Source organism: Streptomyces sp. IMTB 2501 (genome assembly GCF_001953885.1).
Classification (GTDB): domain Bacteria; phylum Actinomycetota; class Actinomycetes; order Streptomycetales; family Streptomycetaceae; genus Streptomyces.
On sequence record NZ_MQUS01000012.1, the window covers coordinates 32,880 to 58,504 of the forward strand.

Genomic DNA, 25,625 nt, shown 5'->3' on the forward strand with positions numbered 1-25,625 from the left:
TCTGATTCGTCGTAAAGGGAAGGGAACGTGAACGAGGGAGCCGGAGAGCGTATGACCACCCCGTCGGAACAGGCACAGCGGCAGGCAGACGAGCAGCGGGACCCGGGCCTGAGCACGATCATGAGCGAGCGGCGACAGCTGCTGAATCTCGCCTACCGGCTGCTCGGGTCCCTGGCCGACGCGGAGGACGTCGTCCAGGAGACCTACACCCGCTGGTACGCGATGTCCCGGGCGCAGCAGGAGGCCGTCCAGTCCCCGGGCGCCTGGCTGACGAAGGTGGCCAGCCGCATCTGCCTGACCATGCTCGGCTCGGCGCGTGCCCGGCGGGAGACCTACGTCGGAGAATGGATCCCGGAGCCGCTGCCCGACCCGGCCGAGTGGATCGCCGGGGCGGCGGGCGGCGCCGAGCTGGACCCGGCCGACCGGATCACCCTCAACGAGTCGGTGACCATGGCCTTCCTGGTCGTGTTCGAGTCGATGACCCCGGCCGAGCGCGTCGCGTTCGTGCTGCATGACGTCTTCCGCTACCCGTTCGCCGAGGTGGCCGAGATCGTCGGCCGCAGCCCGGCAGCGTGCCGTCAGCTGGCGTCCTCGGCCCGCCGTCGCATCGCCGCAGCCCGGGCCGGAGCGAGCCCGAACGCGGCCCGGCAGGCGAGCGTCGTCCGGCGGTTCAAGGCGGCCTGGGAGGCGCAGGACATCGAGGCCCTGCTAAGCCTGCTCGACCCGGGCGCCACCGCGATCTCCGACGGCGGTGGCCGCGCCATCGCCCACCTGCTGCCGATCGAGGGCGCAGAGCAGATCGCCCACCTCTACCGCACGATCGCCCGGTTCGCGCCGCCCCGCACGATCCTCGAGCGCACGGTCAACGGGCTGCCGGGCCTGGTGGTCGAGTCCGGGGGCCTGATCGAGACGGTGTTCGCGTTCGAGGTCGAGGACGACCGGATCACGCGTATCTGGGCGGTGCGCAACCCGGACAAGCTCCGCCCATGGCAGCTGTGGTGACCGGCCTCGCGGGCCGACGACAGCCATGGGGACCTCCAAGCACCCCGGAACCGAGGGGCTTCGGGGCGAAACGACCCTGTGCTCGATCAGCGGCCTCCGACCGCGGGGACTTACTCCGGCGCATGGGCCGGTCCCAGCGCTGACCGAAAGATCGACGGGACAGGGCCTATCCAGGCGGTGACGGGGAAGGTGTGGCCCGGTGCTGGTGGCGGACTGGATGGAGGGGGCGTAAACGCTTGCGTAAGCGTTTACGCGAGCGTGGCCGATGGGATACCGTCCCGGCCAGAAAGCCTGCGCTCGATCAGTTCAGGGAGGGGACGCAATGCCCACCATGGCCGACGTCGCGCGGAGCGCCGGGGTCTCCGTGGCGACCGTCTCCCACGTCCTGAACGGCACGCGTCCGGTGCTGTCGCACACCCGCCAGGCCGTGCTGGACGCCATCGACGCCCTCGGCTATACCCCCAACACTCTGGCCCGTTCCCTGGTGACCTCCCGCACCCGCTCCATCGGGCTCGCGGTGTCGGCGATCAGCAATCCGTACTTCACGGAGATCCTCCAGGGCGTCGAGGCCGCCGCCCTGGAGGCGGGCTACAGCCTGCTCATCGCGGACCCCCACGACGACCCCGGGCACGAACGCAAGGTCGTGCAGCTCCTCCATGAGCGCCGGGTGGACGGAGTGATCGTCGCTCCTTCCGTGTATCCGCACGATCTGGTCGGCTATCTGCGCCGCCATGCCGTACCGACGGTGTTCCTGGACCGTGTGATCGACCCGGGCGTGGCGGACGGCGGCGCGACCGGCGGCGGAGCGGGGGGTGGTGGAGCGGGGGGTGGCGCGGGCGCCGCCCCTGGCGAGGACACGCCCTGGTACGACCAGATCTGCGCCGAGAGCGCCGAACCGACCGCCCGTCTCGTCACCCACCTCGCCGGTTTGGGCCACCTCCGGATCGGCCTGGTCGCGGGCCTGCCCGGGCTCAGCACCACGAATGAACGGGTGGCCGGCTACCGGGACGGTCTCGCCGCCGCCGGCCTGGCCCACGACGAACGGCTTCTGGTGTCCGGGAACTCCGAGTCCGCGGGTGCCGAGCAGGCGACGGCCGCCCTGCTCTCCCTGCCCGATCCGCCCACGGCTCTCGTCACCGCCAACAACGCGATGACCATCGGCGCCCTGCGCGCCCTTCGCCGGCACGGCCTGTCCGTACCGGACGACATCGCCCTGTGCTGCTTCGACGACTTCGCCTGGGCCGACCTGTTCTCACCCCGGCTCACCGCGATCGCCCAGCCCAGCAGGGAGTTGGGCGCGCAGGCAGTGCAGGTGCTCCTGGACCGCCTGGACGAGCCGCACCGGCCGATCAGGACGCTGCGGCTGCCGTGCGCATACGTCCATCGCACGTCCTGCGGGTGCCCGGAGGAGCCGGGCGGGTCGGAGGAGCCCGCGCACACCGCATCAACCACGCTGTCGGAGAAGGGAATTGCCTCGTGATCGTCGTCGCCGGTGAGGCACTGATCGACCTGGTACCGCAGGGCCCCGGTGCCCTCGCGGACCTGAAGCCGGCGCTCGGCGGCGGCCCGTACAACACCGCCGTGGCCCTCGGTCGGCTGGGCTCCCCCACCACGTTCTGCTCCCGGACGTCGCACGACGCCTTCGGCGAGGCCCTGCTCGACGGGCTGCGAGGAGCGGGAGTGGACGTGTCCGGCGTGCAGCGTGGGACGGAGCCGACGACTCTGGCGGTGGCCACGATCGACGGCAGCGGCTCGGCCGCCTACTCCTTCTATGTCGAAGGTACCGCCGACCGTCTGTTCACCGCCCCGGCCGTGCTGCCCGCCGACACGCGCGCGGTGTCGTTCGGCACCTGCTCGCTCGTCCTGGAACCGGGGGCGAGCGCCTATGAGGAGCTGATGCGCACGGCCGCGCGGCAGGGGCTGTTCACCGCGCTCGACCCCAACATCCGGGCGGGACTGATCCCGGACGCGGACGCCTACCGGGCGCGTTTCAAGAGCTGGCTGCCCTCGGTGACGCTGCTGAAGCTCTCCGCGGAGGACGCCGAGTGGCTGGGTGGCACCCCGGGCGAGTGGCTGGCCGCGGGACCGGCGGCCGTCGTGGTGACCCGGGGCGGGGACGGGCTGAGCGTGTTCACCCGGGACGGCGCGGAGTACTCCGTGCCGGGTGAGAAGGTCGCCGTGGTGGACACCATCGGCGCCGGTGACACGGTGAACGCGGCTTTGCTGCACGGGCTTTCGGCCCTGGACGCGCTGTCCGCGGACGCGCTCGCCGCCCTCGGGACAGAGGGCTGGACGCGCCTGCTGCGCTTCGCGGCACACGCGGCGGCGATCACCTGCTCACGGGCGGGAGCCGAGCCGCCGTACGCCGCCGAGCTGGGTGAACTGTGAGCGGCCCTCGTTCTCTCTGCTGTTGTCAAGGTGCGGCCGGACCCGTGGTACGGGGGCCTGTCGGACCGCAGGGCCGGGGTGGCTGATAGTGGAACGAGCGGCGCCCCGCGGGGAGTTCCCGCGGGGCGCCGCTTATTTGGTGGTGTGTCAGGCCTTGCGTGCTCGCGTCGTCTTCTTCGCGGGCGTCGTCTTCTTGGTGGCCGTGGCGGCCTTCTTGGTCGCCGTGTTGTTGGCCCTGGCTGTCACGGTCTTCTTGGCCGCCGTCTTCGCCGCGGCCGTCTTCCTGGCCGTGGTGGCACGCGGAGCCTTCACCGGTTCCGCGTCGCTGATGCGGTCGGCGCCGAGGATCTCGCGCAGGAACTTGCCGGTGTGGCTGGCCGGAACCCCGGCGACCTCCTCGGGCGTGCCCTCGGCGACCACAAGGCCACCGCCGGCGCCGCCCTCCGGACCCATGTCCACGATCCAGTCGGCGGTCTTGATCACGTCGAGGTTGTGCTCGATGACGATGACCGTGTTGCCCTTGTCGACCAGACCGCCGAGGACCTTCAGCAGCTTGCTGATGTCCTCGAAATGCAGACCGGTGGTCGGCTCGTCCAGGACGTAGACCGTGCGCCCGGTGGACCGCTTCTGCAGTTCGCTGGCCAGCTTCACACGCTGGGCCTCACCGCCCGAGAGGGTGGTGGCGGACTGGCCGAGGCGGACGTAACCGAGGCCGACGTCCTTCAGTGTCCTCAGATGCCGGGAGATGGCCGGGACCGCCTCGAAGAACTCGGTGGCCTCCTCGATCGGCATGTTCAGCACGTCGGCGATGGACTTGCCCTTGTAGTGGACCTCCAGGGTCTCCCGGTTGTACCGGGCGCCGTGGCAGACCTCGCACGGGACGTAGACGTCCGGGAGGAAGTTCATCTCGATCTTGATCGTGCCGTCGCCCGCGCAGTTCTCGCAGCGGCCGCCCTTGACGTTGAAGGAGAAGCGGCCGGGCTGATAGCCGCGGACCTTCGCCTCGGTGGTCTCGGCGAACAGCTTGCGGATGTGGTCGAAGACACCGGTGTACGTCGCCGGGTTGGAGCGCGGGGTGCGGCCGATCGGCGACTGGTCGACATGCACGACCTTGTCGACCAGGTCGTCGCCGTCCACGCGTGTGTGGCGACCGGGGACGTTCCTCGCGCCGTTCAGCTCGCGGGCCAGGTGCGTGTAGAGGATGTCGTTGACCAGCGTCGACTTGCCGGATCCGGACACGCCCGTGACGGCCGTGAACACGCCCAGCGGGAAGGACACGTCGATGTCCTGCAGGTTGTTCTCACGGGCGCCGTGCACCGTGAGCTGCCGAGACGGGTCGAGGGGACGGCGGATGTCCGGCAGCGGGATCGCCTTGCGGCCCGAGAGGTACGCGCCCGTCTGCGACTCGGTGTTGGCGAGCAGCTCCGTCAGGGAGCCGCTGTGCACGACCTTGCCGCCGTGCTCACCGGCGCCGGGGCCGATGTCCACCACCCAGTCGGCGACCTTGATGGTGTCCTCGTCGTGCTCCACGACGATGAGGGTGTTGCCCATGTCGCGCAGCCGGACGAGGGTCTCGATCAGCCGGTGGTTGTCCCGCTGGTGCAGACCGATGGACGGCTCGTCCAGGACGTACAGGACGCCGACGAGGCCGGAGCCGATCTGGGTGGCCAGGCGGATGCGCTGGGCCTCGCCGCCGGAGAGCGTGCCGGCCGCGCGGTTCAGCGAGAGGTAGTCCAGGCCGACGTCGACCAGGAAGCGGAGCCGTTCGTTGACCTCTTTCAGGACTCGCTCGGCGATCTTCTTGTCCCGGGCGTTCAGCGTCAGTCGGCCCAGGAAGTCCGCGCAGTCACTGATCGACATCGCGGAGACCTCGGCGATCGACTTCTCCATGACCGTGACCGCGAGGACGATCGGCTTCAGACGCGTGCCCTCGCAGGAGGGGCAGGGCACCTCACGCATATAGCCCTCGAAGCGCTCGCGGCTGGCGTCGCTCTCGGCCTCGCTGTGCCGGCGCTTCACGAACGGCACCGCGCCCTCGAAGGGCGTGGTGTACACACGCTCGCGGCCGTACCGGTTGCGGTACCGGACCTCGATCTGGGTCTTGTGGCCGTAGAGCAGGGCCTTCTTCGCGCGCTGGGGCAGGCCCGCGAACGGGATGTCCGTGCGGAAGCCGAGGGCGTCCGCGAGGGCGCCGATGAGGCGGCCGAAGTAGTCCTTGGTGTGTCCGTGCGACCAGGGGTGGATGGCTCCCTCGTCCAGGGACTTGTCCGGGTCCGGGACAAGCAGCTCCGGGTCGACCTCCATGCGCGTGCCGATGCCGGTGCACTCGGGGCAGGCGCCGAAGGGCGAGTTGAAGGAGAAGGAGCGGGGCTCCAGCTCCTCGAAGGACAGGTCGTCGTACGGGCAGTACAGGTGCTCCGAGTACATGCGCTCGCGCTCGGGGTCGTCCTCGGGGAGGTCGACGAAGTCGAGCACGATCATGCCGCCGGACAGGCCGAGGGCGGTCTCCACGGAGTCGGTGAGGCGGCGCTTGGCGGAGTCCTTCACCGTGAGGCGGTCCACGACCACCTCGATGGTGTGCTTCTCCTGCTTCTTCAGCGTCGGCGGGTCGGAGAGCTGGATCGTCTCGCCGTCCACGCGCGCGCGGGAGTAGCCCTTGGTCTGGAGGTCGGCGAAGAGATCGACGAATTCGCCCTTGCGCTCGCGCACCAGCGGGGACAGCACCTGGAAGCGGCTCCCCTCAGGCAGCTCCAGGACCTTGTCCACGATGGCCTGCGGCGACTGGCGCGAGATCGGGCGGCCGCACTGCGGGCAGTGCGGCTTGCCGATGCGTGCGAAGAGCAGACGCAGATAGTCGTAGACCTCGGTGATGGTGCCGACCGTCGAGCGCGGGTTGCGCGAGGTCGACTTCTGGTCGATGGAGACCGCCGGGGACAGGCCCTCGATGAAGTCGACGTCCGGCTTGTCCATCTGGCCGAGGAACTGCCGGGCGTACGAGGAGAGCGATTCCACGTAGCGGCGCTGGCCCTCCGCGAAGATCGTGTCGAAGGCCAGGGAGGACTTGCCCGACCCGGACAGGCCCGTGAAGACGATGAGCGAGTCACGAGGCAGGTCGAGCGACACATTCTTCAGGTTGTGCTCGCGCGCGCCACGGACGATGAGACGGTCGGCCACGCCGGTCCGCACCTTTCTTGAGAGAAGTGACAGGGGCGGGGCCCCCGTGCTTCTTCAGACTAGGGGGAGCCACTGACAACGCCGGTCGGATTGCCCGGTTGCATAACAACCTCCGGCCATCCAGCATGCCCGACGCCGCCTCCGACGATATAGCACGTGCTTTCGATTAGCGGACGAGGTTCACCACCTTCACCCAAAGGTGTGGCCGGGCTAGTGTCACGCTCATGATTGATCACGCTCATGACCTGGCATGTGTACGTGACGCGACCGAGCTGCTCCTCACCGCGGTCGCCAAACTGGACAACGCGTCGCTCGCCGAGCCGTCACGGCTCCCGGGCTGGACCCGCGGACACGTCCTCGCCCACCTCGCCCGCAACGCGGACGCGCTGGTGAACGTTCTCGAGGGCCGCCCCATGTACGCGAGCGCCGAGGCGCGGGACGCCGACATCGAACGGGACGCCCCGCGCCCCCTCGACGCCCAGCTCGCCGACCTGCGCGAGAGCACGGCCCGCTTCCAGTCGGCGGGGGACGCGCCGGCGGACTGGACGCGCACGGTGGAGCTGCGCAACGGGGTCACCGACTCGGCGTCCCGGGTGCCGTTCCGGCGGTGGGCCGAGGTCGAGCTGCACCATGTGGATCTCGGCATCGGATACGAGCTGGAGGATGTCCCGGCGGAGTTCGCCGAGCGCGAGATCGACTTCCTGGCGGACCGCTTCGCCGGGCACAAGGAGGTGCCCTCGACCGGCCTCACCGCCGGCGACGGCCGGACCTGGACCACCGGCGGCGGCGCGGCGGGCGGACCGGTCGCGGTCGAGGGCACGGCCGCCGACCTGCTGGGCTGGCTCGCCGGGCGGCGCGACGGCTCCCGTCTGACCGCGAACGGCGCGCTGCCGAAGCTGCCTCCGTTGTAGGCCGCCGGCGGCCCGCGGGCCCCTCTCCGCTATAGGCTGATCACCATGACGTACACCGGAGAGGTCAGGGTCGGCGGACCGGCGGATGTGCATGAGCTGAAAGACCTGATGATCACGAAGATCGCGGTCGGCCCGATGGACAACAACGCCTATCTGCTGCGCTGCCGGGCCACCGACGAGCAACTTCTGATCGACGCGGCCAACGAGGCGGAGACGCTCCTCGGCATGATCGGTGACGACGGCATCGCGTCCGTCGTCACCACGCATCAGCACGGCGACCACTGGCAGGCCCTCGCCGAGGTCGTCGCCGCCACGGGCGCGCGTACATACGCCGGCCGGGAGGACGCCCCGGGTATCCCGGTGCCCACCGATGTCCTGGTGAACGACAGAGACGTCATCAGGGTGGGGCAGGTGGAACTCACCGCGCGGCATCTCGTGGGGCACACCCCGGGTTCGATCGCGCTGGTCTACGACGACCCGCACGGCCACCCGCACGTCTTCACCGGCGACTGCCTCTTCCCGGGCGGCGTCGGCAACACGCGCAAGGATCCGAAGGCCTTCGCCAGTCTGATCCACGACGTGGAGACGAAGATCTTCGACGCTCTCCCGGACGAGACCTGGGTATATCCCGGACACGGCAACGACACGACGCTGGGAGCGGAGCGGCCGCATCTGCCGGAGTGGCACGCGCGCGGTTGGTGAACGCCCGGCGCGAGCGGTGAGCGCCGGGCACGGGTGGTGAACGCCAGGAGCGTTTTCATCGCGCGCGCCCCGTGTGAACTTTTCGCACACGTCGGGGGCGCGTGCGCGCTCCCGGCGCGCCCCGTCGCGCGGTCAACTGGGAGCAGCGCCGCAGAGGATGACGGCTCCTGTGCGGTGGGGCCGCCGGTCTCCCATCCCGCCCTCGACCGGCGGCCCTGGCCAAAGAGCCGCGGTGTGCGCGTCGTTGACACAGCTGCCGTTCACACGACTGCAACACCCGCTCCCACTATGCGAACAGTTGCGGCTGTGACCTGGACAAACGGAGGGCCGGCTGTCAATCTCCCGCCATGCATCTCGCCCCCCGCGCTCCGCGTCCCCGCACCTTGCGCCGTGCGCTGACCGCCGCCACCGTAGCCCTGCTCGCCACCGCTGTCGGCTGCGCTCCGCAGCCCGAGGGCAACGCGTCGGCCGGCCCCTCCGGCTCGGCCTCGAAGAGCTGCGCCAAGGGCAAGTTGGCCTCCAGGACGTCCGGGAAGCTGACGATCGCGACGGACGAGCCGGCGTACGAGCCCTGGTTCAAGGACGACAAGCCGGCCAACGGCAAGGGCTTCGAGTCGGCGATCGCCTACGCCGTGGCCCGCCGGCTGGGATACGACAAGAGCGCGGTCGTCTGGCAGAGCGTGCCGTTCAACAAGGCGTTCGCGCCCGGCGTGAAGACCTTCGACTTCGACATCAACCAGGTGTCGATCAGCGCCGAGCGCAAGAAGGCCGTCGACTTCTCCTCCGGTTACTACGACGTGCGCCAGGCCGTCATCGCGCTGAAGGGAGGCAAGGCGGCCAAGGCGACGAGCATCGCGGACCTGAAGGACCTCAAGCTCGGCGCCCAGGTGGGCACCACGAGCCTCGCCTACATCACCGACGTGGTGAAGCCCAAGCAGGAGGCCGCCGCGTTCGCGAAGAACGACCAGGCCAAGTCGGCGCTGCAGAACGGCCAGGTCGACGCCATCGTCGTCGACCTGCCGACCGCGTTCTACATCACCTCGGCCGAGGTGACGAACGCGAAGATCGTCGGCCAGTTCGAGAACCAGGGCGGCACGCCTGAGCAGTTCGGGCTGGTGCTGGACAAGGGCAGCGCGCTGACCTCGTGCGTGAGCGACGCCGTGGACGCCCTGCGCAAGGACGGCACGCTGGCGAAGCTCGAGAAGCAGTGGCTCTCCGACGCCGCCCACGCCCCGGTGCTCAAGTGACGGTCACCAAGGGCGAGTCGGCCCAGGAGGGGGCCGGCGGCAAGGACGGCATCACCGGTGGCGCCACCGACGACGCCACCGGTGATGGCTACGCGCCCTCCGAACGGCGGCTGGAACGCGAGCGCTACAAACGCGCGCGTGCCCGCCGCGCCACGGCCATCGCGGCGCTCTCCACCCTGGTCACAGCCGTTGTGCTGTACCTGGTCGTGGTCAACGCGCCGGGCTGGCCGCGCACCAAGGAGACCTTCTTCAGCGCGCAGTACGCGCGCGAGGCGCTGCCGAAGGTCCTCGAAGGGCTGTGGCTGAACGTCCGCCTGCTCGCGATCTGCGGCGTCGCCGTCCTGGTCCTCGGCATGCTGATCGCGATCGCCCGCACCCTGCGCGGCCCGGTGTTCTTTCCGCTGCGAGTGCTGGCGGCCGCCTACACCGACTTCTTCCGCGGCCTCCCGCTGATCATCAACCTGATGATCGTGGTCCTGGGCGTCCCGGCGCTGCGGCTGCAGGGCGTCACGGTCGATCCGGTGCTCCTGGGCGGTACGGCGCTGACGCTGACGTACTCGGCGTACGTGGCCGAGGTGTTCCGGGCCGGCATCGAGTCGATCCACCCCTCACAGCGCGCCGCGGCCCGCTCGCTGGGCCTGACCAACCGCCAGGCCCTGCGCTACGTCGTCCTCCCCCAGGCGGTACGGCGTCAGGTGCCGCCGCTGCTGAACGACCTGGTGTCGCTGCAGAAGGACACCGGTCTGGTGTCGATCGGCGGCGCGGTGGACGCCGTGCAGGCCGCCGACATCATCGTGGGCCGCAGTCTGAACTACACGCCGTACATCGTCGCGGGGCTGGTGTTCGTGGCGCTGACCATTCCGATGACCCGCCTCACGGACTGGGTGACGGCCCGGATGGACCGGCAGCGGGCCCAGGGAGGATCGCTATGAGCGACGCAGACGCGCCCGTCCTGCGCATGGAGTCCGTCCGCAAGACCTTCGGCGGCTCCGTCGTGCTGCGGGACGTCGGTCTGGAGGTCACGCAGCACACGGTGACCGCTCTGATCGGTGCCTCCGGCTCGGGCAAGTCCACGCTGCTGCGCTGCGCCAACCTCCTGGAGGAGATCGACGACGGCGCGATCTGGCTGGACGGCGAGGAGATCACCGATCCGCGCGTCGACCAGGACGCGGTGCGGCGCCGGATCGGCGTGGTCTTCCAGGCGTACAACCTCTTCCCGCACATGAGCGTCCTGGACAACATCACACTGGCCCCGCGCCGGGTGCACGGCGTATCCCGCGCGGAGGCCGAGGAACGGGCCAGGGAGCTGCTGGAGCGCCTCGGACTGGGGGCCAAGGCGGATGCCTACCCCGACCGGCTCAGCGGCGGTCAGCAGCAGCGTGTGGCGATCGTACGGGCACTTGCCGTGCGGCCCCGGCTGTTGCTGCTGGACGAGATCACGGCGGCACTGGACCCCGAACTCGTGGGTGAGGTGCTGGAGGTGGTCCGGGGGCTGAAGGACGACGGCATGACCATGGTGCTGGCGACACACGAGATGGGCTTCGCGCGGGACGTCGCCGACCAGGTTTGTTTTCTGGACGGTGGAGTCGTGCTGGAGCGCGGCAGCGCCGAGCAGGTCTTCGGTGACCCGCAGCAGGAGCGCACGCGGCGCTTCCTGCGACGGATCGTGGAGGCGGGCCGGCTGTAGCGGCGCGGTGGCCCGGGCCGCCGGTTCCGGCTACGCGTCGGCCCGGGCCGCGCCCGCCAGGGCGGCCACGCGCTCCACGCCGAACACATAGCCCTGCACTCCGCATCCGGCGATCACGCCGTCCGCGCGCAGCGAGACGTAGGAGTGGTGCCGGAACGATTCGCGCTGATGGATGTTGGAGATGTGCACCTCCAGGACGGGCATGCCGTCACAGGTGTTGAGTGCGTCCAGAATCGCGACGGACGTGTGGGAGTAGGCGCCGGGGTTGATGACGATCCCGCAGTGGTTCAGCCGCGCCTCGTGGATCCAGTCGACCAACTCTCCCTCGTGGTTGGACTGCCGGAAGTCCACCGTGCCACCGTGCGCGGCCGCGGCCTTGGCGCACAGCGCCTCGATGTCGGCCAGCGTGTCTCTGCCGTAGATCTCGGGCTGGCGCTGGCCGAGCAGGTTCAGGTTGGGCCCGTTGAGGATCATGATCGGGGCGTTGGCCAGGGTGCGGGGCACGGTTCCTCCGGTCCGTTCGGGGCGGTACGCCTACGACCGCCGCTCGCACCCGGTCTATCACGGTGGCCACAGCGGACGACGAGCCGCGCGCGCCGTCGCCTCGGCGCACACTCCGGTCGCTTCATCACCTCCGCACGCCCCCGTAACCCATGATCACCGTGGGTAGTTGACGCAGCATGGCACCTGCACGCACCGTAAGCACGCCGTCGATGCTGCGGCTCGCTGCGGCCTCCCTCGCGGGGACCGCGATCGAGTTCTACGACTTCTTCGTCTACGGCACGGCGGCCGCCCTGGTCCTGGGGCCGCTGTTCTTCCCGACGTTCTCGCCGCTCGCGGGGACGCTGGCGGCGTTCGCGACGTTCGGGGCGGGGTTCGTGGCCCGCCCGCTGGGCTCGGTGCTGTTCGGGCACCTCGGCGACCGGCGCGGCCGGCGGCCGGTACTGGTTCTCTCGCTGCTGCTCACGGGCGCTTCGACGGTCGCGGTGGGCTGCCTGCCGTCGTACGGGTCGATCGGCGTCGCCGCGCCCGCGCTGCTGCTCGTGCTGCGCTTTCTGCAGGGTCTGGGCCTCGGCGGGGAGTGGGGTGGGGCGGTGCTGCTGACCGCCGAGCACGCACCGCCCGGGCGACGCGCCCTGTGGTCCAGCTTTCCGCAAGTGGGGCCCGCACTCGGGTTCGTGCTCGCCAACGGGGTGGTGCTCGCGCTGTCGGCGACGCTGTCCGACGCGGAGTTCGCGCGCTGGGGGTGGCGGGTGCCGTTCTGGGCGGCCGGTGCGCTGGCGCTGGGCGGGCTGTGGCTGCGCTCCTCGCTCGCCGAGAGTCCTCGGTTTCTGGAGATCGACGACCACGCGCGCGTGCCGTTCGCCGAGGTCGTACGGCATCACGGTCGGCTGGTGCTGCTGACGGCCGGGGCACTGGCCGCGGGGTACGCGGTCTTCTACGCGGTGACGACCTGGTCGCTGGCGTACGCGACGGAGCGGCTCGGGGTGAGCCGGACGGTGATGCTGACCTGTGTCATGGCCGCGGTGGTGGTGAAGGCGTCTCTCACGCCGTTCATGGCGCTGCTGGGCGACCGCTACGGGCGCCGGCCGATGTGCCTGACGGGCTGTGCGGCCTGCTGCGTGTGGATGCTCCCGATGGTGGCGCTGCTGGCCACCGGCCAGCCACTGCTGATGTTCCTCGGCATCCTGGGCGCCCTGGTCTCCTTCATCACCATGTTCGCGGTGATCGCCGCCTATCTGCCGGAGCTGTACGAGGCGCGGGTGCGCTGCACGGGCGCCGCGGTGGGCTACAACCTCGGCGGAGTCCTGGGCGGCGCCCTCACCCCGATCGTGGCCACGGCACTCGCGGAGCACAGCGGGCGGGTCCCCTGGAGCGTGGGCGCCTATCTCACGGGCGTCGCGCTGCTCAGTCTCGCGTGCTTCGCCCTGCTGCCCGAGACCCGCCCGGTGTCCGTACCGGCTGTGGAGCCGGCGACGGGCTGACCGGCCGAGGCCGGGCGGACGGCTATGGGTTGACCGCCAGTTCCAGGTAGGCCGCGAAGATCACCAGATGGACTCCGCCCTGCAGCGGTGTGGCCCGCCCGGGCACCACCGTGAGGGAGCTGACCACGACGGTCAGCGCGAGCAGCAGCATGTGGGTCGGGCTGAGGCCGAGGACGAGTGGTCCGGACAGCCAGACGGAGGCGAGGGCGACGGCCGGGATGGTCAGGCCGATGCTGGCCATGGCCGAGCCGAGAGCGAGGTTGAGGCTGGTCTGCACCCGGTCGCGGCGTGCGGAGCGCAGTGCGGCGATCGTCTCCGGCAGCAGGACGAGCAGGGCGATGATCACACCGACGACGGCGTGGTGCAGGCCGACTGCCTCCACTCCCGACTCGATGGTGGGCGACACGCCCTTGGCCAGGCCCACCACTCCGATCAGAGCCAGGCCGAGCAGGCCGAGGCTGATCCAGGCGGTACGCGCGGACGGCGGTGTGGCGTGGTCGTCGGCGGTGATGACCTCGCCCTGCCTGGTGATCGGCAGGAAGTAGTCGCGGTGGCGCACGGTCTGAGTGGCCACGAACAAGCCGTACAGAATCAGTGACGACACCGCAGCGAAGGTCAGCTGCACCGGGGAGAACTCGGGTCCGGGCTTGCTGGTGGTGAAGGTCGGCAGCACCAGGCTGAGCGTGGCGAGCGTCGCCACGGTCGCCAGAGCCGCACCGGTGCCCTCGGGATTGAAGACCGCGGTGCCGTGCCGCAGGGAGGCGACGAGCAGGCAGAGGCCCACGATGCCGTTACAGGTGATCATCACGGCGGCGAAGACGGTGTCCCTGGCCAGGGTGGAACTCTTGTCGCCACCGTCCGCCATGAGAGTGACGATCAGGGCCACCTCGATGATCGTGACGGCGACGGCGAGCACAAGGGACCCGAAGGGTTCGCCGACGCGGTGGGCGACGACTTCGGCGTGGTGCACGGCCGCCAGGACGGAGCCGGCGAGCACCAGGGTCACCAGCGCGACGACCGCGCCCGGCAGCTCACGGCCCCAGGTGAAGGCCAGCAGGACGATCGCGAGGACCGGCACGAGGATCGTCCATTGCCGGGTCAGCGACCGAAGCCGAGTGATCATGCCGCGATCGTCGCAGAGACGTACAGGATTCGCATTCCATTCTTTTCGGATATCTTGCCTCCTTTCCGCCCCGGGCTTGGTCAGGCGTCGATGGTGTCCCTCGGGGCGCCTTCGCCACTGCTGTGCGCCGCCTCGGCGGCGGCCTGCTTCCTGGTGGCCATCAGGCTGGTGATGGTGGTCACGACCAGGACCGCGCAGATCACGCCGAGCGAGACCGGGATGCTGATCTCGGGGACGTGGACGCCGGACTCGTGCAGGGCGTGCAGCACCAGCTTGACGCCGATGAAGCCGAGGATGACCGACAGGCCGTACGAGAGGTGGACCAGCTTCTTCAGCAGGCCGCCGATGAGGAAGTACAGCTGCCGCAGACCCATGAGGGCGAAGGCGTTGGCGGTGAAGACGATGTACGGGTCCTGGGTCAGACCGAAGATCGCGGGGATGGAGTCCAGGGCGAACAGGACGTCCGTGGTGCCGATGGCGAGCATCACGACCAGCATCGGGGTCATGACCCGCTTGCCGTTCTGCTGGATCCACAGCTTGGTGCCGTGGTACCGGTCGGCCACGCCGAATCTGCGCTCCGCGGCCTTCAGTAGCTTGTTCTCCTCGTATTCCTCGTCCTCCTCGTCCGCGCGGGCCTCCTGGATGAGCTTCCAGGCGGTCCAGATCAGGAAGGCGCCGAAGAGGTAGAACACCCAGGAGAAGCCGGCGATGATCGCGGCTCCCCCTGCGATGAAGACGGCCCGCAGGACCAGGGCTATGAGCACGCCGACGAGCAGGACGCGCTGCTGGTACTGCGTGGGCACCGCGAACTTGGCCATGATCAGGACGAAGACGAAGAGATTGTCGACGCTCAGCGACTTCTCGGTGATGAATCCGGCGAAGAACTCGCCGGCCGGCTGTCCGCCGCCGAAGAGGAGGAGGCCGAGGCCGAAGAGCCCGGCCAGGGCGATCCAGACAACGGTCCAGATACCGGCTTCCTTGATCGACACCTCATGCGGCTTGCGCCCGATGAGGAAATCGACCGCGATCAGGACGGCGAGACCCACGATGGTCAGGACCCACAGGGTCACGGAGACTTCCACTGCACCTCCGGCATTACGTCACGGCAAACACGTCAGCGTCGTCGCTGCCGGAGGTCTCTTCCACCCGCCACGGGCCGACGCCCCGGGACCGGAACCGGTCCGTACTGACGGGTGCGCCGCAGTCAGGGAGTACTCCCCTCCGTACGGAAAACAGTACCCCAATCACCAAAGAAAGGTAAAGAGAAAGGCAAAATCAGAACCAAAGCACCTGGTCAGACTCCTTTACCTGTGCTTGGTCAGGGCTCTGGCCACCTCGGTGAGGACCTGGTGCGCGATCTGGCTGCCCGCCGGCACCAGCGAAGGTTCGTAGGTCCAGGCGTGCCCGACCCAGGGGTCGGCGAAGTGGTCGTCGGGGACGGGCGTGAGTCGCAGCAGCGAACGCCACAGCGGATCGAGCAGGGGGCCGTAGGCGGTGGCGTCCTCGCGGTCCGCCACCAGCAGGAGGTGCACACCGACCGCGGGCCCCTCGTCGGCCAGGTAGCGCAGCCGGGTCACCGACCGGTCGTCGAAACCGTGCGGGAAGTCGTGGACGATCAGCAGCTGACGCGCGGTGTCGACGTCGGCCGGCAGGGACTCGGGCGCGTCGGCGCGCAACGCCATCTGCACCAGGTCGACCCGCCGGGTGAGCCGCTCCAGCAGCTCCGTCACCCCCGCGGCCCCCGCCGCGGGAGGCACGGCGAGCACGCCGCTCCGCAGCAACGGGTCGAACGCGGCGGCCCCGGCGCCGGCCGGGTCGATGACCTGCACGGCGAAGTCCCCCGCCGGATGCACGGCGAGCAACCGCACCGCGATCGCCACGGCCGCCTCCAGGGCAAGGTGCCGTAGCTCGGCGGAGTCCGGAAAGCCGTCGGCCGCCCCCGCACCGCTGTCGAGCCACAGGCCGCGTTCGAGCGGAAGCCTGACCAGCAGGGGGATGCGCAGCGGCACGCTCTCGGGCAGATGGAGATCGCCGAGGCGCAGAGCCATCGGGGGCTCGGCGGGGACGCGGTAGCCGTGCCAGACGGGGTTGTCCCAACGGGCGTAGGCGGGCGGAAGCGCGGGCTCGACCACCTCGGACTCGGCGGTGAGCTGGGCGAGGTCGCGGTCGATGACCGCGCGCGCCTGGTCCACCAGCTGCGTCCGGCGGTTGTGGGCCGCCTCGCGCGCGGCGTCACCCGCGCTGCCGAGCCGACCGCGGGGGTCGGCGAGGGCCTGGTCGAGTTCCTTCTCCAGGCGGGAGTCGGCGAAGTCGACGGCGCTGCGGTACGCGGCCGTCGTGCGCGCCAGGTCCTCGAACATGCCCCAGATCTGGTTGTACAGCCGCTCCTCCATCGACCAGCCCGCGGCGTCGCCCGCGACGGGCTGTGCGGGCCGGTCCTCGGCGGCCGGAGCCGCCGGTGGCGGTGTGCCGTGCGGGCCGCGGCCGGGGTGTGTGTAGTCGACCCGGCCGCCGAGGTCTTGCGGGGCGGTGCCGGACGCCTGGGCGTCGTACGGGTCCGGCGCGTCGTACGAGGATGCCGGCTCCGGCCGTTGCGGGCCGGACGAGGATGTCTGCCCGGCCGTCCCGGAGGCGGGGGTGTCCTGCGACTCGGACCCGTATGGGTCGTAGGGCGTGGCAGCCGGGGTGTCGTGCGCCGTGGCGGCGGACGCGTCGTGCGGCACGGTCGCGGAGGTGTCGCGCGGTGCGCAGGCCGCGGTGTCGTGCGGTGACGCTGCGGAGGGCGGTGTCGGCAGGGAGCGGGACGAGCCGTGGGTCGATGGCTCATGGGCGTGGGCCGACGCTCCGTGGACAGCGGTCGCGAGGTCGGTGGCCTCGCGCAGTCCCTGGTCGGCGAGGAGTGCCGCGAGGCCGGCCGCGTAGCCCTGGCCCATCGCGCGCACCTTCCAGGAGCCCTGTCTGCGATACAGCTCCAGAGCCAGTACGGCCGTCTCGCTGTCCAGGCCGGTGAGGGTGTAACAGACGAGTTCGGTGCCGTCGAGGCCCTCGACCGTGGTGTGCGGGGCGGCGACGGCACCGAACCGGAGCGGTCCTTCGGTCCCTGCGGGCAGGGCAAGGAAGACGTCGACGCGGTGCACGGCCTCCGGCAGGGCGCCCAGGTCGACCACCAGCCGGTGTTCGGGGGCGGCCTGCCGGGACACCTCGACGCCGGGCAGAGCGGGAGCGCCGGGATGGGCCACCCACTGGGGGCCGTGCACCGTGCCGTTCTCGTCGCTGAGCGTGGCTCCGGCCAGGACCGGTGCCCCGGCCGAGATCCGGATCACCAGTCGGATCTCGGAGAGCGGGTGGTTCTGCCCTCGCACCAGCTCGGCCGTCATCGCGGTCGCCCCCTGTGTCGTTCCGTCGTACGCACCCCGCCGGTTGCGGCGGCGGTCCTACAGGTGCTGCTGGATGGCCGGCATCAGGTCCTGGAACGTGCGGCCGTACGCCGGGGTGCCCAGCGCGGTCATCGTCCAGCCCGAGCCCGCGCGGTGCACCTTCGCCATGATCTGGGCGGTGTAGTCGCCTCCGCCGTCCAGGGTGTAGCGGGCGAGTTCCTGGCCGTTGGTCTCGTCCACGAGGCGGCAGAACGCGTTCTGCACCTCCTGGAAGGTCTGGCCCGTGAAGGAGTTGACGGTGAAGATGATCTGGTCGATGTGGACCGGAACGCGCTGCAGGTCCACGAGAATCGCCTCGTCGTCGCCGCCCTGACCGACGCCGCCGACGAGGTTGTCGCCGGTGTGGCGGACGGAACCGTCGTCGCTCACCAGGTGGCGGAAGAAGACGACGTCGACCGGCTCCTTCTCGGCGAAGAGGACGGCCGAGGCGTCCAGGTCGATCTCGCGGGTGCGGGTACCGAACAGGCCGCGCCGCTTCGCCGCCTGCCAGCCGAGCCCCATGCGGACCGCGGTCAGGGTGGCCCCGTCCTTCTTCTCCAGGCTGATGGCCTGACCCTTGCTCAAGTTGACGGACACCACTGAATCCCCTCTCGAAGGTCCCCTGTTGCCGCGCAGTGCGCGGTTGTCCAGAACCCTACGCAGGGGCACCGACAGTGCCGAACCCCGGCCCGCGCTTTGTGTCGGTGTTGCAACACTTGGCGCATACGCCGAGGTCCGGCGGGGTGGCGGGGGCTCAGGCGAGGCCCGCTTCTCGCATCTGGCGCAGTTCCTTCTTCATCTCCGAGACCTCGTCACGCAGCCGGGCCGCGATCTCGAACTGCAGTTCCGCGGCGGCGGCGCGCATGCGCTCGGTCATCTCCTCGATCTGCTCGGCGAGTTCGGCCGCCGGGCGGTCCGTGGGCACCGCCTTGCCCTTGGCGGCCTTCCCGGCCTTCGCGCCCTTGGCTGCCTTGTCGCCCAGCGACGGGACGGGGGCCTTGGCACCCTTGCCGTCCTTGGACTTGCGGTAGCCGGAGCCGAGGAGCTGCTCGGTGTCGACCTCCTCGCGGGCGATCTGCGCGACGATGTCGTTGATCTTCTTGCGCAGCGGCTGCGGATCGATTCCGTTGGCCGTGTTGTAGGCGATCTGCTTCTCCCGGCGGCGGTTGGTCTCCTCGATGGCCTTCTCCATCGCCGGGGTGATCTTGTCGGCGTACATATGGACCTGGCCGGAGACATTGCGCGCCGCGCGGCCGATGGTCTGGATCAGAGAGGTGCCCGAGCGCAGGAAGCCTTCCTTGTCGGCGTCCAGGATCGCCACCAGGGACACCTCGGGCAGGTCGAGGCCCTCACGCAGGAGGTTGATGCCGACCAGGACGTCGTACTCCCCGGAGCGCAGCTCGCGCAGGAGCTCGACGCGGCGCAGGGTGTCGACGTCGCTGTGCAGATAGCGCACCTGGATGCCGAGCTCCAGGAAGTAGTCGGTGAGGTCCTCGGCCATCTTCTTGGTGAGTGTGGTGACGAGGACGCGCTCGTCCTTCTCGGTGCGCTTGCGGATCTCGTGCACCAGGTCGTCGATCTGACCCTCGGTGGGCTTGACCACGACCTCCGGGTCGACCAGGCCGGTCGGCCGGATGATCTGCTCGACGACGCCGTCGGAGCGCGACATCTCATACGTGCCCGGGGTGGCCGAGAGGTAGACGGTCTGGCCGATGCGCTCCTGGAACTCCTCCCACTTCAGGGGGCGGTTGTCCAGCGCGGAGGGCAGGCGGAAGCCGTGGTCGACGAGGGTGCGCTTGCGGGAGGCGTCGCCCTCGTACATGGCGCCGATCTGCGGGACGGTGACGTGCGACTCGTCGATGACGAGCAGGAAGTCGTCCGGGAAGTAGTCCAGCAGGGTGTTGGGCGGGGAGCCGGGCAAACGGCCGTCGAAGTGCATCGAGTAGTTCTCCACACCGGAGCAGGAGCCGATCTGGCGGAGCATCTCGATGTCGTACGTCGTACGCATCCGCAGGCGCTGGGCCTCCAGGAGCTTGCCCTGCTTCTCCAGCTCGGCAAGGCGCTCCCCCAGTTCCTTCTCGATGTCGTTGATGGCCCGCTCCATGCGTTCGGGGCCGGCGACGTAGTGGGAGGCGGGGAAGACGTACAGCTGCTGGTCGTCGCTGATGATCTCGCCGGTGAGCGGGTGCAGTGTGGACAGTGCCTCGATCTCGTCGCCGAACATCTCGATACGGACGGCCAGCTCCTCGTAGACCGGGAAGATCTCGATGGTGTCGCCGCGGACCCGGAAGGTGCCGCGGGTGAAGGCCATGTCGTTGCGCGTGTACTGGATGTCGACGAAGCGGCGCAGCAGCTCGTCGCGGTCGATCTCCTCACCGACCCTGAGGGGGACCATCCGGTCCACGTACTCCTGCGGAGTACCGAGGCCGTAGATGCAGGACACCGAGGCGACGACGATGACGTCGCGGCGGGTGAGCAGCGAGTTCGTCGCCGAGTGGCGCAGCCGCTCGACCTCCTCGTTGATCGAGGAGTCCTTCTCGATGTACGTGTCCGACTGCGGGACGTAGGCCTCGGGCTGGTAGTAGTCGTAGTACGAGACGAAGTACTCGACCGCGTTGTTCGGCAGCAGCTCGCGGAACTCGTTGGCCAGCTGGGCGGCCAGCGTTTTGTTCGGCGCCATCACGAGCGTGGGGCGCTGGAGCTTTTCGATCATCCACGCCGTGGTGGCGGACTTGCCGGTGCCGGTCGCGCCCAGCAGGACGACGTCCTTCTCACCGGCCTCGATGCGCTGGGCCAGCGCGGCGATGGCCGCCGGCTGGTCGCCGTTGGGCTGGTAGGGGCTGACGACCTCGAAAGGCGCCACCGTGCGTTCGATGTGGGAAACGGGCCGCATGTCATCCACCGTACGACCCCCCACTGACAACGGTGCCCGGATCAGCGGTTCTGCGGGGTCCGGGAGGCATGGTGCTCGGCCCTGCGGACCGGACGGCCTCCCTCGTGCAGAGCGGGACGACGTTCCGGGTGGGAGGCGACGGCGGCAGCCGGGACACCCGGTTTCTGCTCGACGGGCATCGGGACGGGACGGCCCATGATCATCAGCGGATCGAAGATCACGACGATGCCCGCGAGGAGCAGGAAAGCGAGCGGGCCGATCAGCATGGGCGCGAGCACCGACGGCTCCGGCGCACCTCCGGCGGCGTGGGGCGTGCCGTCGAGATGGACGCCCAGGGCTGCCATGCCCATGTAGTGCATACCGCTGACCGCGAGCCCCATGACGAGGCTCGCCCCCACGCTCCACATGAAGCCCCGGACGCGCCCGGCGGCCCACAGGGCGGCGGTGGCGGCCACGACCGCTATGACGACGGAGGCGGCGACGGTGAGCGTGTTGTAGGTGAAGTGCCCGTGGAAGTGCACGCCCGCCATGCCGAGGTAGTGCATCGAGGCGACGCCCAGACCGGTGATCGTGCCGCCGGTGAACAGGGCGGCGCCGGTCGCGCCCCGGTAGCCGACGATGAAGATCCCGACACCGACCATGACGATGGCGAGGCCGAGGCTCGCGTAGGTGATCGGCTTGTCGTAGTGGATCGGCGCCTCCTTGATGGCGAAGCCCATCATGGCGACGAAGTGCATGGTCCATATACCGGAGCCGATCGCGGCCGAGCCGAGAGCCAGCCAGGCGGGTCGCCAGGAGTGCGTGACCAGCAGGGACCGTGTGGTGCAGCGCAGGCCGAGGGCGCCGCCGAGGCAGGCCATCAGATAGGCCACCAACGGGGTGACGGCCCCGTAGCTGAATCCGTCGACCGTGCCTTGCATCCGCGGCTGCCCTTCCGCCCTCTTGCGTCCCGGAATCCTCGAAATGTTCCCCCGGCCCAGGACCGCCCGCGCGGTCAGGGTTGTCGCAGAGAGTATGGCCCCCGCCGGAATGGTCGAACGATTTTCCGGCAAAGAAACACGGCCTTGCCGCAGTTGTGCGGCATCCGTGAGCGAGCTTGGACATCTCCATTGAGTGTGTGGCCATCGTGCACGCGGGTGTCGTTGACCGTCTGCTGTCAGTCTGGTTGCTGTCCGTATTCGCTCGACGCGAGGAGTCTGCATGCACGCGCGCGTAGTTGCCGCCACGGCCGCCGCGGTCCTGGGGACGGTGGCCCTGCTGCTGAGCCCCACCTCCGACGCCCGGGCCGGTGAAGTGGGCGAGACCACGGTGATCGCCCACCGGGGTGCCTCCGCGTACGCCCCCGAGAACACGCTGGCCTCGATCGACAAGGCCGCGCAGCTGGGCTTCACGTGGGTCGAGAACGACGTCCAGCGCACCAAGGACGGCGAGCTGGTCGTCATCCACGACGACAGCCTGCAGCGCACCACGAACGTCGAGCAGGTCTTCCCCGACAGGGCGCCGTGGAAGGTCAAGGACTTCACCGCGGCCGAGATCGCGCGCCTGGACGCGGGCAGCTGGTACTCCCCCGCGTACGCGGGCACGCGCGTGCCGACGCTGAGGGACTACATGTGCCGCATCGAGCACAACCACGAGAAGCTGCTCCTGGAGATCAAGAACCCGGAGCTGTATCCGCGCCTCGAGCAGCAGATCCTGAAGCAGCTCGGCAACGAGGGCTGGCTCGACCAGAAGCATCTGAGGCGGCTGATCGTGCAGAGTTTCAGCGCCGACAGCATCCGGACCGTGCACGAGCTGCGGCCCGCGATCACCACCGCCTACCTCGGGTCACCCACCGCGGCACAGATGCATCAGTACGCGCGCTTCACCGATCTGATCAACCCGTCGTACGGATCTCTCTCCAAGGGGTACGTCTCGGCTGTGCACTCCTTCGAGGGGCCGCACGACGAGCCGCTCAGGGTGTTCGCCTGGACGGTGAACGACGCGGCCACCGCCCGCCGGGTCGCGGGCTACGGCGTCGACGGGATGATCACCAACAAGCCCGACGTGGTGAAGGCGGCGCTGGGTTCGAACTGATCGCGGCGGGCGTTGTCAGTGGCGGGCCGTACCGTGGGCGCATGGACAGCCATGGGCAGGATGAACAGCGGGTCGTGTGGGCCGTGGTGGGCACGGACGTCGGGCCGCTGATGCTGGCAGCGACCCGGGACGGCCTGGTCAACGTGGTCTTCCACGCCACGGACGCGGTGCGCGACCGCGCCGTGGAACGGCTGGCCGACCGGCTGGGCGGCGCTCCTGTGGAGGATCCGGACTCGCCGCTGCTGGCGGAGGCGATACGCCAGCTGCGGGCGTACTTCGCGGGCGAGCGGCACGACTTCGACCTGCCGCTGGACTGGTCGCTGATCTCCGGCTTCAACCGGCAGGTGCTGCGCGAGCTGGCGGCCGGTGTGCCGTACGGCACGGTGGTGGGGTACGGCGATCTTGCCGGGCGGGTCGGGCAGCCGGGCGGGGCGCAGGCGGTCGGCGCGGCGATGGGTGCCAATCCGCTGCCGGTGGTCGTGCCGTGTCACCGGGTGGTGGAGAGCGACGGCGGCATCGGCGGCTTCGGGGGCGGGCTGGAGACCAAGCGCAGGCTGCTCGCCCTGGAGGGCGTGCTGCCCGAGCCGCTGTTCTGACCGGGACCGGCCACTCGCCTCCGGCCAGCCCCTTCCGCTCGTCTGCGACCGGCTGCGGCTACTCGTCGTAGTGCCGGGCCTCGAAGACGTTGCCATCGGGGTCCCGGAAGTAGAAGCTGCGCGGGGCCTTGCCGCGGGCGCCGAACGAGTCGTGACCGATGTCGCTCAGGGGTACGCCGTGCTCCGCCAGCCGGGTGCGCAGAGTGTCGAAGGCGTCGGCGGGCAGGGACAGACAGATGTGGTTGACCGGGTGGCCGGCGCTGTCGGCCGCACCGGGCAGCATCTTCATGCGTTCCGCGATGGCGAGCGGGGCGAGGTCCAGGATGGTCTCGTCGTTGACGCGCACGGACGGGAACGCGGCCTTTCCCTCGGCGAACTCGGCGACCCGCACGGGCTCCAGGCCGACGGTCTCCTGGTAGAAGCGGGCCGCGGCGAGCGGATCGGCCACCCACAGGACGACGTGGTCGAGACGCATTCTGTTCTTCGTCATGCGGTCCAGGCTGGTGGCGTCCCCCACAGGCCGCAAGCGTTTAGCGGCCGCCGGGGCCCGCCAGAGATGAGGAAAAGCCGACGGACAGGAGGCGGTGCGTGGTGCTGGTGGTGTCGGAAGAGGTCCGGGAAGCGATCGACGCGCGGCGACCGGTGGTGGCCCTGGAGTCCACGATCATCGCGCATGGTCTGCCCCGCCCGCGCAACCTGCAGGTGGCGCTGGAGCTGGAGGACGCCGTGCGGCGGGAGGGCGCGGTACCGGCGACCATCGCCGTGCTCGACGGCCGCCCCCGCGTCGGCCTGGACAAGGAGCAGTTGGAGCGGATCGCGAACGAGGACGGCATCCGTAAGCTGGGCCACCGCGATCTGCCACTCGCCGTGGCGGCCGGCGTGAGCGGCGCGACCACGGTGTCGGCGACGGCGCAGCTGGCCGCGCTCGGGGGCATCCGGGTGTTCGCCACCGGCGGGCTGGGCGGTGTGCACCGGGAGTGGACGGTGACCCAGGACGAGTCGGCCGACCTGGGTCTGCTGGCCCGTACCAGGATCACCGTGGTCTGCGCGGGCGTGAAGTCGATCCTGGACGTGCCCGCGACCCTGCAGCGGCTGGAGACCCTGGGCGTGGCCGTCGCCGGGTACGGCACGGACCGGTTCCCCGGCTTCTATCTCTCGGATTCGGGGCATCCGGTCGACTGGAGGCTGGACACCCCGGATCAGGTCGCGGACGTCATGCGGGCCCAGGACGCACTCGACGCGCCGGAGTCGGCCCTGATCGTCGCCCATCCCGTCCCCGAGGCGGAGCAGCTCGATCCCGCGCTGCACGCGCGCGTGCTCGCCGACGCGCTGCGCGCCTGCGCGGAGCAGGGCATCACCGGGCAGGCCGTGACCCCGTTCCTGCTGGACTACCTGGTCCGGCACACCGACGGCGCTTCCCTGAGCGCGAATCTGGCGGCCGTGCGCGGCAATGTACGGCTGGCGGCGCGGATCGCCACAGCGTGGACCAGCAGGTGACCACGGGTGGGGGCGAGGCCCTGCTGGTCGTCGGTGATGTGGTCACGGATGTGGTCGCCCGGCACCAGGGGCCGCTCGCGGCCGGCACCGACACGGCCGCCGCGATCCGGACGGTGCCGGGCGGCGCGGGTGCGAACGTGGCCTGTTGGGCCGCGCACACGGGCTGTGCGGACGTACGGCTGCTCGGGCGGGTGGGCGCGGACGCGGCCGCGTGGCACGAGCGTGAGCTGGTCGCGGCCGGGGTGCGGCCCCGCCTGGTGGTCGATCCGGCGGCGGCGACCGGGACGGTGATCTGTCTCGTCGACACGGGTGCGGCGGCGGAGCGCACGTTCCTCACGGACAGCGGGGCCTCGTTGCGGCTCGAACCCGCCGACTGGTCGGACGCGTTGCTCGACGGCGTGGCCCGGCTGCACCTGTCGGGCTATCTGCTGTTCACGGAGCCGAGCCGGGAGCTGGCCGGGACGGCGCTCGCGGCGGCACGCACGCGTGGCGTGCCGGTCAGCCTGGATCCGGCGTCGGCAGGCTTCCTGGTGCGGCTGGGCGTGGACCGCTTCCTGGCGTTCGCGGAGAAGCTCGACGTGCTGCTGCCCAGCCGGGACGAGGCGTGTCTGCTGACCGGGCTGCCGGATCCGGTGGACGCGGCGGCCAAGCTGAGCCGTCTCGTTCCGCTGGTCGTGGCCAAGGCGGGCGCGGACGGTGCGCTGGTGGCCCGCTCCGGCAACGCGCCGGTCAGGGTCCCGGCGACACCGGCGGTGCCTCGGGACACCACGGGCGCCGGGGACGCCTTCACCGGCGCGTTCCTCGCAGCCCTGCTCGCGGGCGCGGGCCCGGAGGAGGCGGCGACACGGGGCTGCCGGGCAGGCGCGGAGGCCGTCCAACGGGTGGGCGGCAGGCCGCCGTGTGCGGGACGCGCCGGCTAGCCGGCTGCCGT

General features: G+C 70.3%; 22 protein-coding genes. 13 read left to right on the forward strand and 9 right to left on the reverse strand.

The window, feature by feature from the left end:
* Nucleotides 1–51: 51 nt before the first annotated feature.
* From sigJ to AV521_RS21370, 3 genes are all read left to right on the forward strand, one after another.
* Nucleotides 52–1,002 (forward strand): RNA polymerase sigma factor SigJ, encoded by a 951-nt coding sequence (gene sigJ / locus AV521_RS21360; RefSeq protein ID WP_076090071.1) that lies wholly within the window; start codon nucleotides 52–54, stop codon nucleotides 1,000–1,002.
* Between the two features lie 322 nt (nucleotides 1,003–1,324).
* A complete protein-coding gene (locus tag AV521_RS21365) occupies nucleotides 1,325–2,482 on the forward strand; it encodes a LacI family DNA-binding transcriptional regulator (RefSeq protein ID WP_076090072.1) in 1,158 nt (385 codons plus the stop codon).
* Entirely contained in the window at nucleotides 2,479–3,390 is a 912-nt protein-coding gene (locus AV521_RS21370; protein ID WP_076090073.1) for a carbohydrate kinase, read from the forward strand. Before AV521_RS21365 ends, AV521_RS21370 begins: the two co-directional genes overlap by 4 nt.
* Before the next feature lie 147 nt (nucleotides 3,391–3,537).
* On the opposite strand, the gene uvrA is transcribed toward AV521_RS21370, so the two are convergent.
* Nucleotides 3,538–6,564 carry an excinuclease ABC subunit UvrA gene (gene uvrA / locus AV521_RS21375; RefSeq protein WP_076090074.1) on the reverse strand — a complete coding sequence of 1,009 codons (3,027 nt, stop codon included), beginning with the start codon at nucleotides 6,562–6,564 and terminating at the stop codon, nucleotides 3,538–3,540.
* Nucleotides 6,565–6,788: 224 nt separating this feature from the next.
* Between uvrA and AV521_RS21380 the strand changes: the two genes are divergently transcribed.
* From AV521_RS21380 to AV521_RS21400, 5 genes are all read left to right on the forward strand, one after another.
* Nucleotides 6,789–7,475, forward strand: a complete 687-nt coding sequence (locus tag AV521_RS21380) for a maleylpyruvate isomerase family mycothiol-dependent enzyme (RefSeq protein ID WP_076090075.1) — start codon at nucleotides 6,789–6,791, stop codon at nucleotides 7,473–7,475.
* A 45-nt stretch (nucleotides 7,476–7,520) separates the two neighbouring features.
* Nucleotides 7,521–8,177, forward strand: coding sequence for an MBL fold metallo-hydrolase (locus tag AV521_RS21385; RefSeq protein WP_076090076.1), 657 nt, complete (start codon nucleotides 7,521–7,523; stop codon nucleotides 8,175–8,177).
* 347 nt (nucleotides 8,178–8,524) lie between these two features.
* Nucleotides 8,525–9,424 carry an ABC transporter substrate-binding protein gene (locus AV521_RS21390; protein ID WP_076090077.1) on the forward strand — a complete coding sequence of 300 codons (900 nt, stop codon included), beginning with the start codon at nucleotides 8,525–8,527 and terminating at the stop codon, nucleotides 9,422–9,424.
* Entirely contained in the window at nucleotides 9,421–10,356 is a 936-nt protein-coding gene (locus AV521_RS21395; RefSeq protein WP_076090078.1) for an amino acid ABC transporter permease, read from the forward strand. The genes AV521_RS21390 and AV521_RS21395 overlap by 4 nt, the downstream gene beginning before the upstream one ends.
* Nucleotides 10,353–11,111 carry an amino acid ABC transporter ATP-binding protein gene (locus AV521_RS21400; protein WP_076090079.1) on the forward strand — a complete coding sequence of 253 codons (759 nt, stop codon included), beginning with the start codon at nucleotides 10,353–10,355 and terminating at the stop codon, nucleotides 11,109–11,111. The genes AV521_RS21395 and AV521_RS21400 overlap by 4 nt, the downstream gene beginning before the upstream one ends.
* 30 nt (nucleotides 11,112–11,141) lie before the next feature.
* On the opposite strand, the gene aroQ is transcribed toward AV521_RS21400, so the two are convergent.
* Nucleotides 11,142–11,615 (reverse strand): type II 3-dehydroquinate dehydratase, encoded by a 474-nt coding sequence (aroQ, locus tag AV521_RS21405; RefSeq protein ID WP_076090080.1) that lies wholly within the window; start codon nucleotides 11,613–11,615, stop codon nucleotides 11,142–11,144.
* A gap of 209 nt (nucleotides 11,616–11,824) precedes the next feature.
* Here aroQ and AV521_RS21410 point away from each other — a divergent pair, with 209 nt between their 5' ends.
* Nucleotides 11,825–13,096: an MFS transporter gene (locus tag AV521_RS21410; protein WP_076090081.1), complete on the forward strand. Its 1,272-nt coding sequence runs from the start codon at nucleotides 11,825–11,827 to the stop codon at nucleotides 13,094–13,096.
* A 22-nt stretch (nucleotides 13,097–13,118) separates the two neighbouring features.
* Here AV521_RS21410 and AV521_RS21415 read toward each other — a convergent pair whose 3' ends face one another.
* The 6 genes from AV521_RS21415 to AV521_RS21440 all read right to left on the reverse strand — a co-directional run bounded on the left by AV521_RS21415 (nucleotide 13,119) and on the right by AV521_RS21440 (nucleotide 21,448).
* Nucleotides 13,119–14,219 (reverse strand): calcium:proton antiporter, encoded by a 1,101-nt coding sequence (locus AV521_RS21415; protein WP_076090082.1) that lies wholly within the window; start codon nucleotides 14,217–14,219, stop codon nucleotides 13,119–13,121.
* An 80-nt stretch (nucleotides 14,220–14,299) separates the two neighbouring features.
* Nucleotides 14,300–15,301 (reverse strand): TerC/Alx family metal homeostasis membrane protein, encoded by a 1,002-nt coding sequence (locus AV521_RS21420; RefSeq protein ID WP_076090083.1) that lies wholly within the window; start codon nucleotides 15,299–15,301, stop codon nucleotides 14,300–14,302.
* A gap of 222 nt (nucleotides 15,302–15,523) precedes the next feature.
* Complete coding sequence (locus AV521_RS21425; RefSeq protein WP_076090084.1) at nucleotides 15,524–17,596, reverse strand: TerD family protein; 2,073 nt, start codon at nucleotides 17,594–17,596, stop codon at nucleotides 15,524–15,526.
* Between the two features lie 57 nt (nucleotides 17,597–17,653).
* Nucleotides 17,654–18,232 carry a TerD family protein gene (locus tag AV521_RS21430; protein ID WP_076090263.1) on the reverse strand — a complete coding sequence of 193 codons (579 nt, stop codon included), beginning with the start codon at nucleotides 18,230–18,232 and terminating at the stop codon, nucleotides 17,654–17,656.
* Nucleotides 18,233–18,389: 157 nt separating this feature from the next.
* Entirely contained in the window at nucleotides 18,390–20,528 is a 2,139-nt protein-coding gene (gene uvrB / locus AV521_RS21435) for an excinuclease ABC subunit UvrB (protein ID WP_076090085.1), read from the reverse strand.
* A 41-nt stretch (nucleotides 20,529–20,569) separates the two neighbouring features.
* Complete coding sequence (locus AV521_RS21440) at nucleotides 20,570–21,448, reverse strand: MHYT domain-containing protein (RefSeq protein WP_076090086.1); 879 nt, start codon at nucleotides 21,446–21,448, stop codon at nucleotides 20,570–20,572.
* Between the two features lie 280 nt (nucleotides 21,449–21,728).
* Here AV521_RS21440 and AV521_RS21445 point away from each other — a divergent pair, with 280 nt between their 5' ends.
* Complete coding sequence (locus tag AV521_RS21445) at nucleotides 21,729–22,601, forward strand: glycerophosphodiester phosphodiesterase family protein (RefSeq protein ID WP_076090087.1); 873 nt, start codon at nucleotides 21,729–21,731, stop codon at nucleotides 22,599–22,601.
* 41 nt (nucleotides 22,602–22,642) lie between these two features.
* Nucleotides 22,643–23,197 (forward strand): methylated-DNA--[protein]-cysteine S-methyltransferase, encoded by a 555-nt coding sequence (locus AV521_RS21450; protein WP_076090088.1) that lies wholly within the window; start codon nucleotides 22,643–22,645, stop codon nucleotides 23,195–23,197.
* Between the two features lie 58 nt (nucleotides 23,198–23,255).
* On the opposite strand, the gene AV521_RS21455 is transcribed toward AV521_RS21450, so the two are convergent.
* Entirely contained in the window at nucleotides 23,256–23,687 is a 432-nt protein-coding gene (locus AV521_RS21455; protein WP_076090089.1) for a VOC family protein, read from the reverse strand.
* Between the two features lie 98 nt (nucleotides 23,688–23,785).
* Between AV521_RS21455 and AV521_RS21460 the strand changes: the two genes are divergently transcribed.
* Both AV521_RS21460 and AV521_RS21465 read left to right on the forward strand, forming a co-directional pair.
* On the forward strand, nucleotides 23,786–24,694 hold the full coding sequence (locus AV521_RS21460; protein ID WP_076090090.1) for a pseudouridine-5'-phosphate glycosidase: 909 nt from the start codon (nucleotides 23,786–23,788) through the stop codon (nucleotides 24,692–24,694).
* Nucleotides 24,679–25,614 carry a carbohydrate kinase family protein gene (locus tag AV521_RS21465; RefSeq protein ID WP_076090091.1) on the forward strand — a complete coding sequence of 312 codons (936 nt, stop codon included), beginning with the start codon at nucleotides 24,679–24,681 and terminating at the stop codon, nucleotides 25,612–25,614. The genes AV521_RS21460 and AV521_RS21465 overlap by 16 nt, the downstream gene beginning before the upstream one ends.
* Nucleotides 25,615–25,625 lie beyond the last annotated feature (11 nt).